The organism is Enterobacter sp. MGH 37 (genome assembly GCF_000534515.1).
In the GTDB taxonomy this organism is placed as follows: domain Bacteria; phylum Pseudomonadota; class Gammaproteobacteria; order Enterobacterales; family Enterobacteriaceae; genus Enterobacter; species Enterobacter kobei.
The window spans coordinates 1,206,469-1,221,536 of sequence record NZ_KI973205.1; the positions used below are offsets into that span (position 1 = coordinate 1,206,469).

Here is a 15,068-nt window from a genome sequence, read left to right on the forward strand (position 1 = left end):
ACTCACGGCGTTAATAAGAATGTATGACGGGGCAGGGATATGTACGAGAGCCTAAAAATGATATCAGTCGCGCTGCCCCTCATTGCGCTTTTCATCCTGTTAAGATTTGTTGTCAGACGTATTCGCCAGGCAAAGCGCCTTATTTCAGATCATAACGGGATGAAAAAGATATCTGCTAACCCCTCAATTTTTGGCGGGAATGCAGGTAAAACATGGTTTTATGATGACCAGTTTTTATATGAAGTTAAAAACAACGCCACCCGTAAGATTGCGCTGGCTACTATCATTAAAATCGGGCCGGGGAATATCGAGATAAATAGCCGACGGGTCTGGATTGTTATTTACCGTGACGGTGCTAATGAAAAGCAGGTGCAGTTTTATAACAATCTCACCCTCTGGAATCATAACTTCACGGCTTTTCTGACCGCGATAAAAAGAGCCAATCCTGACGCTGTCGTTAAAGAGCGCGCAATCCTCAATTTGTGAAAAAGGACCGCAGACCGTCACGGCCGCGCATCCGCCAGTTCATAACACAGCGCCCCAATCCGCTCCACGGCATTCAGCAGGCGGGGCGTCGGTTCGTTTGCGCAGTTTAGCCGCAAAAAGTGAGACAGCTCTGCGGCAGGGGAAAACAGCGGGCCGGGGCTGACGCCAATACCCAGCGCCAGCGCGCGACGATGTACCTCCAGCGCGTTGACCTGCAAAGGAAGTTCTATCCACAGCAAGTAACCCGCGGCGGGCGCGTTAACACGCGTGCCGGGAGGAAAACTTGCCTCGACTCGCGCCACGACGGCGTCTATTCCCTCCGCAACGCGACGCTTGAGCCGCCGCAGATGGCGATCGTAATCGCCGCTCGCCAGGACTTCGCTCGTTGCGGCTTCCAGCAGCGGAGCGCCTGCCCAGTCTCCGGCCATGCGGGCCTGTAAAACCTGCGGAAAGTAGCGTCCGGCGGCAATCCAGCCGATTCGCCAGCCGGGCGCAAGCGTTTTAGACAGGGAGCTGCAATAAATGACATTTCCACTCTGGTCGAACGCTTTACAGGCTGGGGGACGTTGTCCCTCGCCGACAAGATCGCCGTAAACATCATCTTCAATGAGAGGAATATCTGCCGCGTCAAGCAGGGCAACGAGTTCCTGCTTACGCGTGACGGGCATACTGGCGCCCAAAGGGTTTTGCACCGTAGGGGAGGCCAGAACGGCGGCCGGGCGGTGGCACCGAATGGCGTCCGCCAGCGGTTCCAGCAGCAGGCCCTCAACAGGATCGGTGGGGATCGATAAGGCCTTCAGACCCAAATCCTCCAGCAGCAGGAGCGTACCAAAGTAGGCTGGCTGCTCAATCGCCACCACATCACCGGGCTGGCACACGTCTCGTAGCGCAAGGCGCAACGCCTGCGTCGCACCTGCGGTGATAATAAGGTCATCCGCGCTGAAACGGGCCCCCCACTGTGCAGAACGCGCGGCAATCTTGCTTCGCAAATCACGCCTTCCCGGCGGCAGGCTATAGCTCTGACCGTGCGCGTCCAGACGTCGGCCCGCGGAGTGCAACGCCCGCTGTAGCGTCTCGCCCGGCAGCCAAGCAGGATCGGGAAGGGCTGCACCCAGAGGCACCAGACGGGCTTCTGAACTGCTGAACAGCGACCGGGCCATAGCCGACAGGGTGACGGGAACCGGGCCTGGCGGAGAACGAGAAGGCTCCACAGGCTGCGGAAGGCTTGTCTGGTGGATGTAATAACCTGAACGCGGACGTGCAACAATCAGCCCCTCGGCCTCAAGGCAGCGCAGCGCTTCAAGCGCCGTCGGAAGACTGACATGCTCGCGTTCGGCCAGTTTACGCGCGGAGATGATCTTGTCACCGGCTCGCAACGCGCCAGACGTAATTGTAAGACGCAGCATATCCGCAATACGGCGATAGTGAGGAGAGGACGGGGATGGGGCAGACATGGTATCTGTTCAGGCTAATTTTCGATAAAACTGACTATACAGCCAATAATGCACGCCATCTATAGTGTCCGACATGTTCAGGACAAGGAGGCATTATGCACAGCGATAATTTTGATATTTCCACGTATTTCAAACGCATAAACTACACTGGCCCCGCGGCTGCCGATACGGGTACCCTGCATGCGCTTATGCGTCATCAGCTTTTTGCAATCCCGTTTGAAAATCTGGATGTACAGGCGGGGAAAATTGTCTCGCTGGCACCTGACGATATTGCCGATAAGCTGTTAACACCGGGGCGCGGCGGCTACTGCTATGAGGTGAACGGGTTGTTTGCCATGGCGCTGGAGGCGTTAGGTATTCCTTACCGTTTTGTGGCGGCACGCCCGATGTTCTACCCCGTACGGCGGCCAAAAACCCATATGGCGTTAATTGCTGAGGTGGAGAGCCGACAGTGGCTTTGCGACCTCGGGTTTGGCAGCTATGGCATTCGTGCGCCAATGGCTCTGGACACGCTTGATGTTGATATCGCACAGGATTTTGACACGTTCCGGCTTAGCCGCAGCGCTGAGGGCGAATATCTGCTTCAGGCGAAGGTGGCGGGAGAATGGGCCCGTCAGTACGGCTTTGATCTCACGCCACAGGAGTGGATTGATTTCGTTCCGGCCAACTACCTTAACTCCACGCACCCGGATGCCATTTTTGTGCAGAAGCGTGTGGTGGTGCAGCATCGACCGGAGGGACGCGAGATTTTACTGGGGGATATGCTGAAAACCATTACGGCGAAGGGCACGGAAACCCGGCAGCTGGCGGAGGACGACATCCCCCGTATTCTGAAAGAGCGTTTTGCGTTGATCGCGGCGTAAAGCAGAAGGGGGCCTGTGCCCCCTGAGCCTCCCGCACCGCGGTTGAAGCATTACTTCTTCTTGTTCATCATCGCTTTTAAATCGGCAAACGGGTTAAACGTGGCGACGCCCACGTCTTTTTGCGCGTCTTCCCCGGCGACCACGGTGGTACCGTACTGATCCGCTTCGGTGTATTTCGAATGTTCGTGATCGTGGCAAAACAGGCACAACAGCTCCCAGTTACTGCCATCTTCCGGGTTGTTGGTATGGTCGTGATCGATATGGTGAACCGTCAGTTCGCGCAGATTGGAATAGACAAACTCGCGCGAGCAGCGTCCGCATACCCAGGGATAGATTTTTAACGCTTTTTCGCGATAGCCACTTTCAAGTCTCGCGTAGTTTTTGGGGATCAGAGCCATTGCTGGTTTTACCTGTGATAAAAATAGTGTGCCAATATATCCCATCAGGCACGGTAAATGTACAGGACCTTCCTCCGCTAGAGCGAGAATGTGCCTTCAAGCGTCATCACGCAATTTCCGCCAACGCGAACCACCGCCTCTCCCGACGAGGCATCGTATCCCGCGAACAGCACGCTTGCTCGTCCCATATCAACGCCCTGACTGACGTTAAGGTTAAGCGTCGTTTTATTGCGGTGCAACGCCAGCAGCGCTGTCGCAGCGGCAGTCGCGCTGCCTGTGGCAGGATCTTCTGTCATGCGGGGAGTAAACATGCGGGCCTGCACATCATGAGGTTCATCAGCATTCGTATCCAGGGTGTAGGCGTAGAGGGAAACGGCGCCATCCAGCGGTAAAGTCGCGCGAAAACCCTGTAAATTCGGCACGCATCGACGAAGCGCCTCACGAGAAGCCAGCTCGGCTATCAGAAAGGGCAGACCTACCGACGCGACCACAGGCCTATGTACCTCGGTACGGATATCTTCCGTGTTCAGGGATAAGCAGGCAGCCACGCTTTCCGGGCTGACTTCAGAGCGGCACGAGAGTGCCTCAGGCACCAGGAGTTCTGCGCCAGTGACCGTATCGTTGTCGCGCAAGAGGCGAACGGGCACCACACCGGCTATTTCCTCGAAGTGTAGCGTATCAGGCAGGCGCTGATGATTCATCGCGGCGTAATGGGCAAGCACGTAAGCCGTTCCAACATTCGGGTGCCCGGCGAAGGGGATCTCGCGCGAGGGCGTAAAGATTCGCACGCGTGCTGTATGGGAAGGATTGTCTGGCGGCAAAACGAACGTGGTTTCGCTGTAGCCAAATTCAACGGCGACCTGCTGCATTTGTGCTTTGTTCATGCCTTGAGCATCGAGTACGACGGCAACAGGGTTACCCAGAAACGGAGTATCAGTAAAAACATCCGCAACAACATAGCGTCTTTTCATTCTCTGTCCGATATAAAAGTCCTGATATAGAGATGTAACGTTAAATCAAACCGATAACCAGCCGTTTTTCACCCGACGGACCTGAAAAAAATTCAATCAATTTATTTGAATCATTCCGTTAAAGAAACGCCATTTATTCTCCACAGGTAATGCGTACAGTAGGGAGAACGCAACGCATTATCAGGACACAGAATTATGAAAAAGATCGGCTTTTTATCGTTTGGTCACTGGACGCCTTCTCCGCAGTCCGGCACGCGCTCGGCAGCAGACACCCTGCTGCAGTCCATCGACCTGGCCGTAGCAGCCGAAGAGCTGGGGGCGGACGGCGCCTATTTTCGCGTGCACCACTTTGCTCGTCAGCTGAGCTCTCCGTTCCCTCTGCTGGCCGCAATTGGGGCCAAAACGAAAACCATCGAGATCGGTACCGGCGTGATTGATATGCGCTATGAAAACCCGATGTACATGGCCGAGGATGCCGGTGCGGCGGATCTGATTTCCGGCGGTCGTTTGCAGCTTGGCATCAGCCGGGGCTCCCCGGAGCAGGTCATTGATGGCTGGCGTCATTTCGGCTATGTCCCGCAGGAAGGGGAAAACGAATCAGATATGGCACGCCGTCATACCGAGGTGCTGCTTGAGGTTCTGCGCGGCGAAGGATTTGCGAAGCCGAATCCACAGCCGATGTTTCCGAATCCACCGGGGCTGCTGCGACTGGAACCCTATTCCGAAGGGCTGCGCGAGCGTATCTGGTGGGGCGCCGGTTCGAATGCGACCGCAGTATGGGCCGCTAAGCTCGGCATGAATCTGCAAAGTTCTACGCTGAAAGACGATGAAACCGGTGAGCCGTTCCATATTCAGCAGGCAAAACAGATCCGCGCGTACCGCCAGGCGTGGAAAGAGGCAGGGCATACGCGTGAGCCGCGCGTGTCGGTCAGCCGCAGTATTTTTGCCCTGATGGACGACCGTGACCGGATGTACTTCGGTGCCAGCCGCAACGACAGCGATAGCGTGGGGTATCTTGACGAGAAAACGCGCGCGATCTTCGGACGCAGCTATGCGGCGGAGCCGGACAAGCTTATCGAACAGCTGAAAAAAGACGAGGCGATTGCTGAAGCGGATACGTTATTGTTGACCGTACCGAACCAGCTCGGTGTGGATTACAATGCGCATGTGATTGAGTCCATTCTCAAACATGTCGCACCGGCAATGGGCTGGCGCGAGTAGTCGACGCGCTGGGATAAGCCCCGTCGCCGCACGTGGCGTGAATCTTCATTTGTAACTATTCGGGCGCTTATCGCGAAGACAGGAGGATCTATACATTCCTCCTGTCAGCGCTATTTCTGGCTCATATCGCTCAGCAGCACGGCGATGCTTTGTCCGCCCTCGGTCTGTTCCAGACCAATCTTCACAATGATGGTCAGCGGAACGGAGAGCAGCATACCGACGGGACCGAGCAGCCAACCCCAGAAAATCAAAGACAAAAAGACGACCAATGTGGATAGCCCCAGCCCGCGTCCCATCATCCGTGGCTCAAGAATATTGCCGAACAGCAGGTTAATGGCCAGATATCCGGCCAGCAGAACCAGCGCATCATACAGCCCGCTGAAAACCAGCACCTGAAGGATAGGGGGGATCGCTGCCAGCACGGAACCGATGTTGGGAATGTAGTTGAGCGCGAAGGCCAGTAATCCCCAGACGAACGCGAAGCGGACGTCCAGCGCCAGCAGCATCACCCAGACGACACCACCCGTAACCAGGCTAATGGCGGTTTTCAGCACCAGATAGCGTGAGACGCTGTCCAGCGCGCGTTGAATCGCCCCCATGCCCTCAACCGGACGGACCATTATCTGCTGCAGCTTTGCCGGCAGTTGAGGCACCTCCAGCAGCATAAACACCACCGTTAAAAACAGCAGAAAAATGGAGGTCATGGCATTCGAAAGCTGCGCCAGCAGGCTGGTGACGATCGTCATGGCCGCATTGGGGTCGATATATTTAAGGAGTTCCTCAACCGAGACTTCAATACCTGCGCGTTGCAGCCAGGGTTCAAGCTGCAGCAGCGGTATCGCCAGCGACGATCGGTACTTCGGTAACGTGCGCGCCAGTTCATTCAGCGAGGTGCCGAGATAGGCAACCAGTAATACCATGGCAACAATAATCACGCTGATGAGCAGGGTAATCGCCAGCACGCGCGGGATGCGTAGCCGCGTCATGCGCCGTACCAGCGGGTTAAGGATCACCGCAATAAACAGCGCCAGAATAAAGGGCACGATGATGTCGGCTGCAAATCGCACGCCCGTCAGTATGATCACCAGCATGCCCAGCATGATGACAATTTTTAACCCGTTCAGGGTAATAATGGGTTTAGCCATGGTGACTCCGAAATACGCTTTTTATTTATAATAAAGGTGAAACGCGTTGCAATAAACTAACCAAAATCAAACGGTGTGGGTAAAGAATTGCAAAGACTTTGAGTAAAATCCTGGCTTATGGTACAAATTTAGCGTGTTTAACTACCGAGGACAATTTTCATCCGCAAAGACGAGAAGCAACAACGCGGATAATTGTAATTTTATGGACAATGTGTTCAGGACGTATTCTTCAAACAACACCGCTGTATTTTTCACCTCCTTCTGCCTGGTTGCTGGTGAGCAACACTGGCGCACCGCCCTATAGTTATCTCTTCTGCCTGAGCTGGCGCTACGCGCTTAGCTGTCTGATTTAATTTCATATTTTTTTTGGTTTGCCGCATGCGGCGGGCCACGATGGATTATATTCTCAAGCAGGAGAAAAACATGTTTTACTGGATTTTACTCGCTCTGGCTATTATCGCTGAGATTACCGGCACGCTGTCGATGAAGTGGGCGAGCGTCAGCGATGGCAATACCGGTTTTATTTTAATGCTGGTGATGATTTCACTTTCCTATATTTTCCTCTCATTTGCGGTGAAAAAAATTGCGCTGGGTGTGGCGTATGCGCTGTGGGAAGGGATCGGTATTTTATTGATTACACTCTTCAGCGTCCTGATATTTGACGAAACATTAACAACAATGAAAGTCGCCGGGTTAACGACGCTGGTCGCGGGTATTGTGCTGATTAAATCAGGTACCCGTAAACCGACCAAACAGCAGAAGGAGCAGAACCATGCAACAGTTTGAATGGGTTCATGCGGCCTGGCTGGGTTTCGCCATCGTGCTGGAAATTTTCGCCAACGTTCTGCTGAAATTCTCCGACGGTTTTCGTCGTAAAGTCTATGGCCTGATGTCGATAGCCGCGGTTCTGGGGGCGTTCAGCGCCCTGTCGCAGGCGGTCAAAGGTATCGATCTTTCGGTGGCCTATGCGCTGTGGGGCGGTTTTGGTATCGCCGCCACCCTTGCCGCCGGTTGGGTACTGTTCGGCCAGCGGTTAAATAACAAAGGCTGGATAGGACTGATATTGCTGCTGGCGGGTATGGTCATGATAAAACTCGCCTGATAACCCGGTAACCCTTTTTACCCGCAGCCGCGCTGGCTTACTCCTGAGCCAGCGCTTCCAGCTTATCGCGAAAACCGGTAACGGATAACGCCCGGTTATCGGCTCGCCATCGGTCTTTCGCCGCCGGAGCGGAGCTTTGAACACCAATCAATTGCCAGCCGTTATCGGTTTTCAGCATCAAGGGCGAACCACTGTCACCCGGTAACGTATCGCACTGGTGCGACAGCACGCTGGTTTGTGCCCAGCCCGTTACAACACAGTCGGTATGGGTGTAAAGCGCATCCAGATGATCGACCGGGTAGCCTGACTGCGTGACCTTACGGTCGGCGGCTTTCAGCGCGGCGGTGAGCGCCGCTTTATCTCCGTCGAATAACGGCAGTGGCGTAATGCCTGAAGGCGGGTAGCGCAGAATGATCAGACCAAAATCCCATGACGCTGCCGCGGGCGGTACTATCCAGCCATCACCATCCGGTTTCAGTCGTTTACCCAGAGAAGGATCAACCCGGCCTTCGATGCCGTGGATTTCATAGCGCCAGACACCTTTTTGCGACACAAACCGTAAGGCTACCGCTTTGTCTGGCTTTCCGTTAGGGGGCGTCAACAGGCAGTGGCCTGCCGTCAGGGCTAATTGCGGGGTGATCAACGTCGCGGTGCACAGGTTGCCGCTGGCGGTTTCCAGTTGTCCAATAGCATCCCAGGGGGCCTGGGTTGGGTCGGTGACGCGAGTACGATCGTCATGACCGAAAAAAAGCGTCTTAAGCTCTTTCGCGCTAATGGCGTCATCGCCGCCATCATCCGCCTGTGAAAATCCAGAAAAAAGACCAAACGTTCCCAGCAATAACACAACAGATTTACGCATATCACACTCTGGTGGGGGTAATTATGATTATTAAAAGTGAACCCTATGAAAATACTATAGACGGGACAGCACGAAAGTGGGAGTAAAATCAGCGTGCTACAATCAGGAAAGATAAAAATGGCTTGCGATGAGCGCGCATAAAATAAGCAGGAACAGAATGAGCTCAAACCGATAGCGTCGCAGCATACGCCCTCCGGATAAAAAAAACGGCGCAGAACCTTTTCCGGTTCAGCGCCGGTTTACCAACGTGCCCCGAAGGGCACGGTTAAGCTTGTACCTTACGCAGCTGGCTGAGCAGCTGGTTTAGCAGCTTCGTGTTTTACTGCTTTTTTGTGATGCTTTTTAGCGGCCTGGGCTTTCTGCTCTACAGCAGGTTTAGCGGCTTTTTTGTGGTGCTTTTTAGCGGCCTGCGCTTTCTGCTCTGCAGCAGGTTTAGCGGCTTTGTGGTGTTTTTTATGATGTACAGTTTTTGCTGGCGCAGCAGTGGTCGTTGCAGTTGGCGCAGCGGCCGCTGGTGCAGCAGTGGTTTCAGCAGCAAACGCAGCAGAAGACAGACCCATAGCAGCGGCAACAACCAGAGCTAATACTTTTTTCATGTTCATACCCTCGAATTTGGTTTTTCATTTAACCCCACAGCGGGGCCGTTGAAATAACTATATCCCTGTAAATTCGAGGTTTCCGTGAGTGATTGGTATCGGCGTGTAACCATATGTACAACGCCGGGGGAGCCTCCCCGGCGTTGTTATTACAAATAGCGCGAGGTGAGATGTTCGCGGAAGTAGCGGATATTCAGATCTTCGCCCGTCGCCTGGGTGATTAATTGCGACGTGCTGAAGCGGCTGCCGTGCTGCCAGATGTTCTGACGCAGCCACTCAAACAGCGCCGAAAAATCGCCCTCGGCGATAGAGGCCTGTAGTCCCGGCAGGGCGGTTTTTGCGGCATGGAACAACTGTGCAGCATACATAGCGCCCAGCGTGTATGACGGGAAATAACCAAACCCACCGTCGGTCCAGTGGATATCCTGCATACAGCCGTTGCGATAGTTGTCTTTGGTTGATAACCCGAGCCAGGCCTGCATTTTTTCATCCCACAGGGCGGGAATATCGTCCACCTCGATCTCGCCGTTAATCAGCGCACGCTCAATTTCATAGCGCAGCACCACGTGGGCCGGGTAGCTCACTTCGTCTGCATCAACGCGGATGTAACCTGGCTTAACGCGCTGGTTCCAGGCGATAAAGTTCTCTTCGCTGAAGGCGGCCTGGCTACCAAAGCGGGCGTGAACGGCAGGGAGCAGATGCTTCAGGAAGGCCTCGCTGCGTCCCAGCTGCATTTCAAAAAACAGGCTCTGAGATTCGTGGATGGCAGTTGAACGCGCCAGCGCCACGGGTTGTCCTGCCCAGGCTCGCGGCAGGTTTTGCTCGTAGCGCGCGTGTCCGGTTTCGTGGATCACGCCAAACAGCGCGCTGAGCAGTTCGTCCTCGTCATAGCGCGTGGTGATACGCACATCTTCCGGCACGCCGCCGCAGAACGGGTGGGCACTGACGTCCAGACGACCGCCGTTAAAATCGAAGCCGAGCATCTTCATGGCTTCCAGTCCGAGTTCACGCTGGGTAGCCGTCGGGAAAGGGCCTTGTGGCGGGACGAACGACCGCTGAGCCTGTTTTTCCACCACGTTCGCCAGCAGGTCCGGCAGCCAGGTTTTCATATCACCAAACAGCACGTCCAGGCGCGCGCTGGTCATGTCCGGTTCGAAAATATCCAGCAGGGCATCGTACGGGGTACAGCCTTTGGCCTCTGCGCGAAGGCGGGCTTCTTCACGGCTGAGTTTGACGACGTCTTTAAGATTGGCGGAAAAACCCTGCCAGTCGTTAGCGGGGCGCTGTGTACGCCAGGCGTGCTCACACTTGCTGCCCGCCAGCGATTTGGCTTCAACCAGCGATTCCGGCAGCAGGGTCGCCTGCTGGTAGTGGCGCGTCATTTCACGCAGGTTAGCCTGTTCGACGTCATTCAGATCTTCCTCTGCCGCTTCGGTCAGCCATTCGCCCACTCTTTTATCGGTAAGGAGCTGGTGCTGCAGGACGCTCATTTCCGCCAGCGCTTCCCCGCGCGCGGCACTGCCGCCGGGCGGCATCATGGTAAACATGTCCCAGCTGGCGATGGAGGAGAGATGCGAGAAGCGGGAGAGGCGCTGGAAGGTTTTCACAAGTGACTGATAGGTGGATGGATTTTGCAATTCTTATTTCCTCTTGCCAGGGATGTGTTTCAGGGAGCATACAATGAAACAGGCCAAATTCCCCAACATTTCCTCCGTGGAAACCGTCTTCCGGAAGTCCGGGAGACGGTTCTCAGTGGGCACTTATGCCTTATCACGCATAACCTGTTGCAGGATCGCCAGCGCCTGGGTGAACTGGGCATCCGGAATGGTCAACGGATAAAGGAAGCGGATCACGTTTCCGTACTGGCCGCAGATCAGTAACAGCAGGCCCCGGGAAAGTGCCTTTTGCTGAATCTCCTGCGCGATGGCGGCCGACGGTTCACGGCTCTCGGGATCAAAAAACTCTGCCGCAATCATCGATCCTCTTCCTCTAATCGCCACGAGCGCAGGGAAGGTACCCTGAATCTCCTCCAGCGTGGCGCTCAGTCGATCGCCCAGGTGACAGGCGCGCGCGCACAGTGACTCGTTGTCGATAATATTCAGCACCGCGTGCGCGGCGGCCACCGCAAGCGGATTGCCTGCATAGGTTCCCCCGAGTCCACCGGGGGCTGGTGCATCCATGATCTCAGCGCGGCCCACCACGCCGGACAGCGGCATTCCGCCTGCCAGGCTTTTGGCCAACGTCATCAGGTCAGGCTTGTCAGCGTAGTGGTCCATGGCAAACAGCTTACCGGTACGGGCGAAACCGCTCTGCACTTCATCGGCAATCATCACGATCCCGTGCTCATCACAGATGCGGCGGATGGCGGCCACCAGCTCTGGCGGCGCGACGTTGAATCCGCCTTCACCCTGAATGGGTTCAAAAATAATCGCCGCTACCTGTTTCGCCTCAATATCTGCTTTGAACAGGCGCTCAATCGCCGTGATGGCATCCTGCGTCGTGATGCCGTGCAGCTCGGAGGGATACGGTACGTGATAAACCGACCCGGGGAAGGGGCCAAATCCCAGCTTATAAGGCGCGACCTTGCCGGTTAACGCCATGGTCATATAGGTTCGGCCGTGAAAACCTCCCCCAAAGGCAATCACGCCAGGCCTGCCGGTGTGGGCCCGGGCGATTTTAATGGCATTTTCCACCGCTTCCGCGCCCGTCGTGAAGAACGCGGTTTTAGCCGGGCCCTGTACCGGGGCCAGCTCGTTAAGTTTTTCGGCCAGGGAAACGTAGCTTTCATATGGCACAATCTGGTAGGCCGTGTGGGTGAACTGGTGCAGCTGTTTTTCCACTGCGGCCACCATTTCAGGATGACGATGGCCGGTATTCAGTACCGCGATCCCGGCGGCGAAATCAATATAGTCATTGCCTTCCACGTCGGTAAGCGTGGCATTCTCCGCCGTGCGGGCAAAGAAATTACACATTACGCCTACGCCGCGCGGGGTGGCCGAAAGTCTGCGCTGATGAAATTCCTGGTTACTCATGTCAGATACCCTTTTGTCGAAATGATCAAACGCCAAGACGATCGCGCAGGCTGTAATACGCCGCGCCCATCGCCGTAAATGGAATACGCAGGCTGCGACCGCCCGGGAAGGGGTAGTGCGGGAGGTTGGCAAACGCATCAAAGCGCTCTGCGTCACCGCGCAGCAGTTCCGAAATCAGCCGTCCGGCCAGGTGGGTGCAGGTCACGCCGTGGCCGCTGTAGCCCTGCATGTAGTAGATGTTTTTATCCAGACGACCAAACTGCGGCATGCGCGACAGGGTCAGAAGGAAGTTGCCCGTCCAGCGGTAGTCGATTTTGACCCCTGCCAGCTGAGGGAAGGTTTTCAACAGCTTTGGCATCACCAGACGCTCGACATCGTCCGGATCGCGCGCGCCATAGACTACGCCACCGCCGTACAGCAGGCGGTTGTCGGCGGTGAGACGGTAGTAGTCCAGCAGGTAGTTGCAATCTTCAACACAGTAGTTATTGGGGATTAGCGTGCGGACGACCTCTTCCGGCAGTGGGGCGGTGGTCACCACCTGGGTGCCGCAGGGCATGCTGCGTTTTGCCAGTTCTGGTTCGACCTTATCGCCCAGATAGGCATTTCCGGCGACGATCACATAGCGGGCCGTCACCTGACCATGCTGCGTGCTTACCACGGCCGGGCTGGTGTGCTGAATGGCGGTCACCGGGGATTGTTCATACACCCGCCCGCCGTTAAGGCGAATGGCGTCCGCTTCGCCGATCGCCAGGTTGAGCGGATGAATATGTCCCCCGCTGCGGTCCAGCAGCGCGCCGGTATAGCGTTCGCTGTCGACTTCCCGGCGGATCGCGCTGGCATCCAGCAACTCCAGCTGCGTGTTGCCGTAGCGTTCCCAGTTGGCTTTTTGCTCTTCCAGCGTCTCCAGCTGCTTATGGTTCAGGGCAACAAACAGCCCGCCGGGACGATAGTCGCACTGGATCTGATAGCGCTGAATACGCTCCCGGATGATTTCCCCGCCTTCAAACATCATGCTCCCGAGGACTTTGGCAGCATCGGGGCCATAGTTTTTCTCAATCACGTCGATATCGCGGCTGTAGGAGTTAACCAGCTGGCCGCCGTTGCGTCCGCTGGCACCGAAGCCGATGCGCGCCCCTTCAAGGAGCACCACGTCGTAGCCCATTTCAGCGAGATGCAGTGCGGAGGAGAGGCCGGTATAGCCGCCGCCTACCACGCACACGTCACAGCTGATTGATTCGCTAAGCGTCGGGAATGGTTCGTAAGCGTTCGCGCTGGCCGCATAATAGCTGGTGGTATGTTCGGTCATGATTGAGGCTCCAGGGCAATCCAGATGGTTTTCAGTTCGGTAAATTTTTCCAGCGCGTGCAGAGACTTATCGCGGCCGTTGCCGCTCTGCTTATAGCCACCAAACGGTACGGTCATATCCCCGTCGTTATAGTTATTGACGAAGACCGAGCCTGCTTTCAGGCGACGGCTCATGCGGTGTGCGCGGGAGAGGTCGCGGGTCCATACCGCCGCGCCAAGCCCATATTCACTGTCGTTGGCCAGCGTTAAGGCTTCCTCTTCGGTTTTAAAACGGGTGACGACCAGAACAGGCCCGAAAATCTCTTCCCGGCACAGCGGGGAGGCAGGGTCGATGTCGACAAAAATGGTTGGACCTACCGCAGAAGGCCAGGATTGTGCCCGCCCGTCCAGCAGCAGCGTACCTTTCCGGGCGCCCTCGCGAATAAACGTGTGAACGGTATCGGCGTGCGCGGCGTCGATGAGCATTCCCATCGTGCTGTCGGGATCGAGCGGATCGCCCGGCTGCCAGTGGCGGGCCTGCACTTTCAGCTTTGCCAGAAAGTCATCGGCGATGCTCTCCTCAAGCAGCAGGCGGGTCCCGGCGATACACACTTGCCCCTGGTTATAAAAAATCCCGGCGGCGGTCGCGCTCACGGCCTTGTCCAGGTCCGGACAGTCGGCAAAGACAATGTTGGCGCTCTTGCCGCCAGCCTCCAGCCAGACGCGCTTCATGTTGCTTTCGCCTGCGTCCTTCAACAGCTGCTTGCCGGTACGGGTAGAGCCGGTAAACGTCAGCACCTCAACGTCCGGATGCAGGGCCAGTGCCTGGCCCGCCTCGTGGCCGTAACCGCTTATCACATTCAGCACGCCGTCCGGCAGGCCCGCCTCTTTCGCCAGCCCGGCCAGCCGCAGGGCGGTGAGGGGCGATTTTTCGGACGGTTTCAATACCACGCTATTGCCCGCGATCAGCGCCGGGCCCAGCTTCCAGCAGGCCAGCAGCAGCGGGAAGTTCCAGGGGACGATGGCGGCGACAACCCCGATCGGCTCGCGCACAATCATCGCCAGCGCGTCCGGCCCCGTAGGCGCCACTTCGCCGTAGACTTTATCCGCCGCTTCGGCGTACCAGCGAATGGCGCGCGCCGCGCCGGGAATATCGTCGCGCAGGCTGTGGCGGATGGGTTTACCGGTGTCCAGGGTTTCCAGTAAGGCCAGCTCTTCGCCGTGGCGTTCCATCAAATCGGCGAACTTATTGAGAACGTATTTGCGCTGCGCCGGTGACGCCTGCGACCAGTCGCCACGGTCAAATACCTCACGCGGAGCCTGAACCGCGAGGTCTACGTCCGCCTGCTTGCCCCGGGCCACATTCGCCAGCGTCTGACGGGTAGCGGGGTTGACGGTTTCAAACGTGGCCTTATCGGCGGCGTCACAATAGGCACCGTTAATAAATAACCGGGTCTCAATGGCACTGTTTTTTGCTTTATCCTGCCAGTAAGTCAGGTGCTGAAAATGCATATTCACTCCTTTCTTTCGCAATCAGATAAATAAAGGCATGGCCGTTTCAGGCAATACGAAGCCGTGAGGCATCCCGGGGATTAACCCGTAAAATGCCGACATCGATCGTTTTTATTTGCCCCGGCGTAAGTATTTACGCCGGGGC

The 15,068-nt window shown here is 56.2% G+C and carries 15 protein-coding genes; 5 read left to right on the forward strand and 10 right to left on the reverse strand.

Translation table 11 applies throughout. The features are described 5' to 3' along the window. Positions 1-39: 39 nt before the first annotated feature. Positions 40-486, forward strand: coding sequence for a hypothetical protein (locus tag L383_RS17885; RefSeq protein ID WP_032628920.1), 447 nt, complete (start codon positions 40-42; stop codon positions 484-486). A 17-nt stretch (positions 487-503) separates the two neighbouring features. Here L383_RS17885 and L383_RS17880 read toward each other — a convergent pair whose 3' ends face one another. Beyond that, the gene (locus L383_RS17880) at positions 504-1,940 is read right to left on the reverse strand and encodes an aminotransferase-like domain-containing protein (protein WP_023330278.1); all 1,437 of its coding nucleotides are present in this window, start codon (positions 1,938-1,940) and stop codon (positions 504-506) included. Positions 1,941-2,035: 95 nt separating this feature from the next. Between L383_RS17880 and L383_RS17875 the strand changes: the two genes are divergently transcribed. Beyond that, positions 2,036-2,803, forward strand: coding sequence for an arylamine N-acetyltransferase family protein (locus L383_RS17875; protein WP_023330279.1), 768 nt, complete (start codon positions 2,036-2,038; stop codon positions 2,801-2,803). A 50-nt stretch (positions 2,804-2,853) separates the two neighbouring features. Here the strand turns inward: L383_RS17875 and yajD are convergent, their stop codons facing one another. Both yajD and L383_RS17865 read right to left on the reverse strand, forming a co-directional pair. Continuing rightward, entirely contained in the window at positions 2,854-3,201 is a 348-nt protein-coding gene (yajD, locus tag L383_RS17870; RefSeq protein WP_006808895.1) for an HNH nuclease YajD, read from the reverse strand. A gap of 77 nt (positions 3,202-3,278) precedes the next feature. Further along, positions 3,279-4,172 (reverse strand): PhzF family phenazine biosynthesis protein, encoded by an 894-nt coding sequence (locus L383_RS17865; protein WP_014883618.1) that lies wholly within the window; start codon positions 4,170-4,172, stop codon positions 3,279-3,281. Between the two features lie 195 nt (positions 4,173-4,367). Here L383_RS17865 and L383_RS17860 point away from each other — a divergent pair, with 195 nt between their 5' ends. After that, positions 4,368-5,393, forward strand: coding sequence for an LLM class flavin-dependent oxidoreductase (locus tag L383_RS17860; protein WP_014883619.1), 1,026 nt, complete (start codon positions 4,368-4,370; stop codon positions 5,391-5,393). A gap of 110 nt (positions 5,394-5,503) precedes the next feature. Here L383_RS17860 and L383_RS17855 read toward each other — a convergent pair whose 3' ends face one another. Next, entirely contained in the window at positions 5,504-6,538 is a 1,035-nt protein-coding gene (locus L383_RS17855; protein ID WP_014883620.1) for an AI-2E family transporter, read from the reverse strand. Between the two features lie 423 nt (positions 6,539-6,961). Here L383_RS17855 and mdtJ point away from each other — a divergent pair, with 423 nt between their 5' ends. Together mdtJ and mdtI are read left to right on the forward strand one after the other, a co-directional pair. Continuing rightward, positions 6,962-7,324 carry a multidrug/spermidine efflux SMR transporter subunit MdtJ gene (gene mdtJ / locus L383_RS17850; protein WP_014883621.1) on the forward strand — a complete coding sequence of 121 codons (363 nt, stop codon included), beginning with the start codon at positions 6,962-6,964 and terminating at the stop codon, positions 7,322-7,324. Continuing rightward, positions 7,311-7,640 (forward strand): multidrug/spermidine efflux SMR transporter subunit MdtI, encoded by a 330-nt coding sequence (gene mdtI, locus L383_RS17845; RefSeq protein ID WP_014883622.1) that lies wholly within the window; start codon positions 7,311-7,313, stop codon positions 7,638-7,640. Before mdtJ ends, mdtI begins: the two co-directional genes overlap by 14 nt. Before the next feature lie 37 nt (positions 7,641-7,677). Here mdtI and L383_RS17840 read toward each other — a convergent pair whose 3' ends face one another. The 6 genes from L383_RS17840 to puuC form a co-directional block, all read right to left on the reverse strand. Beyond that, the gene (locus tag L383_RS17840) at positions 7,678-8,499 is read right to left on the reverse strand and encodes a trypsin-like serine peptidase (protein WP_014883623.1); all 822 of its coding nucleotides are present in this window, start codon (positions 8,497-8,499) and stop codon (positions 7,678-7,680) included. A 278-nt stretch (positions 8,500-8,777) separates the two neighbouring features. Next, entirely contained in the window at positions 8,778-9,095 is a 318-nt protein-coding gene (asr, locus tag L383_RS0123835; protein ID WP_032628922.1) for an acid resistance repetitive basic protein Asr, read from the reverse strand. 149 nt (positions 9,096-9,244) lie between these two features. After that, the gene (locus L383_RS17835; RefSeq protein WP_023330280.1) at positions 9,245-10,732 is read right to left on the reverse strand and encodes a carboxypeptidase M32; all 1,488 of its coding nucleotides are present in this window, start codon (positions 10,730-10,732) and stop codon (positions 9,245-9,247) included. Between the two features lie 123 nt (positions 10,733-10,855). Then, positions 10,856-12,127: a 4-aminobutyrate transaminase gene (gene puuE, locus L383_RS17830; protein WP_023330282.1), complete on the reverse strand. Its 1,272-nt coding sequence runs from the start codon at positions 12,125-12,127 to the stop codon at positions 10,856-10,858. A gap of 25 nt (positions 12,128-12,152) precedes the next feature. Further along, entirely contained in the window at positions 12,153-13,433 is a 1,281-nt protein-coding gene (locus L383_RS17825; protein WP_014883627.1) for an NAD(P)/FAD-dependent oxidoreductase, read from the reverse strand. Beyond that, a complete protein-coding gene (puuC, locus tag L383_RS17820; RefSeq protein ID WP_023330283.1) occupies positions 13,430-14,923 on the reverse strand; it encodes an aldehyde dehydrogenase PuuC in 1,494 nt (497 codons plus the stop codon). Before puuC ends, L383_RS17825 begins: the two co-directional genes overlap by 4 nt. Between the last annotated feature and the right edge of the window lie 145 nt (positions 14,924-15,068).

Coding starts and splice junctions, on each gene's coding strand:
- L383_RS17885 (WP_032628920.1), top strand. CDS start 40: ATGTACGAGAGCCTAAAAATGATATCAGTCGCGCTGCCCCTCATTGCG.
- puuE (WP_023330282.1), bottom strand. CDS start 12,127: ATGAGTAACCAGGAATTTCATCAGCGCAGACTTTCGGCCACCCCGCGC.
- L383_RS17860 (WP_014883619.1), top strand. CDS start 4,368: ATGAAAAAGATCGGCTTTTTATCGTTTGGTCACTGGACGCCTTCTCCG.
- L383_RS17840 (WP_014883623.1), bottom strand. CDS start 8,499: ATGCGTAAATCTGTTGTGTTATTGCTGGGAACGTTTGGTCTTTTTTCT.
- yajD (WP_006808895.1), bottom strand. CDS start 3,201: ATGGCTCTGATCCCCAAAAACTACGCGAGACTTGAAAGTGGCTATCGC.
- L383_RS17880 (WP_023330278.1), bottom strand. CDS start 1,940: ATGTCTGCCCCATCCCCGTCCTCTCCTCACTATCGCCGTATTGCGGAT.
- L383_RS17875 (WP_023330279.1), top strand. CDS start 2,036: ATGCACAGCGATAATTTTGATATTTCCACGTATTTCAAACGCATAAAC.
- mdtI (WP_014883622.1), top strand. CDS start 7,311: ATGCAACAGTTTGAATGGGTTCATGCGGCCTGGCTGGGTTTCGCCATC.
- mdtJ (WP_014883621.1), top strand. CDS start 6,962: ATGTTTTACTGGATTTTACTCGCTCTGGCTATTATCGCTGAGATTACC.
- puuC (WP_023330283.1), bottom strand. CDS start 14,923: ATGCATTTTCAGCACCTGACTTACTGGCAGGATAAAGCAAAAAACAGT.
- L383_RS17825 (WP_014883627.1), bottom strand. CDS start 13,433: ATGACCGAACATACCACCAGCTATTATGCGGCCAGCGCGAACGCTTAC.
- asr (WP_032628922.1), bottom strand. CDS start 9,095: ATGAAAAAAGTATTAGCTCTGGTTGTTGCCGCTGCTATGGGTCTGTCT.
- L383_RS17855 (WP_014883620.1), bottom strand. CDS start 6,538: ATGGCTAAACCCATTATTACCCTGAACGGGTTAAAAATTGTCATCATG.
- L383_RS17865 (WP_014883618.1), bottom strand. CDS start 4,172: ATGAAAAGACGCTATGTTGTTGCGGATGTTTTTACTGATACTCCGTTT.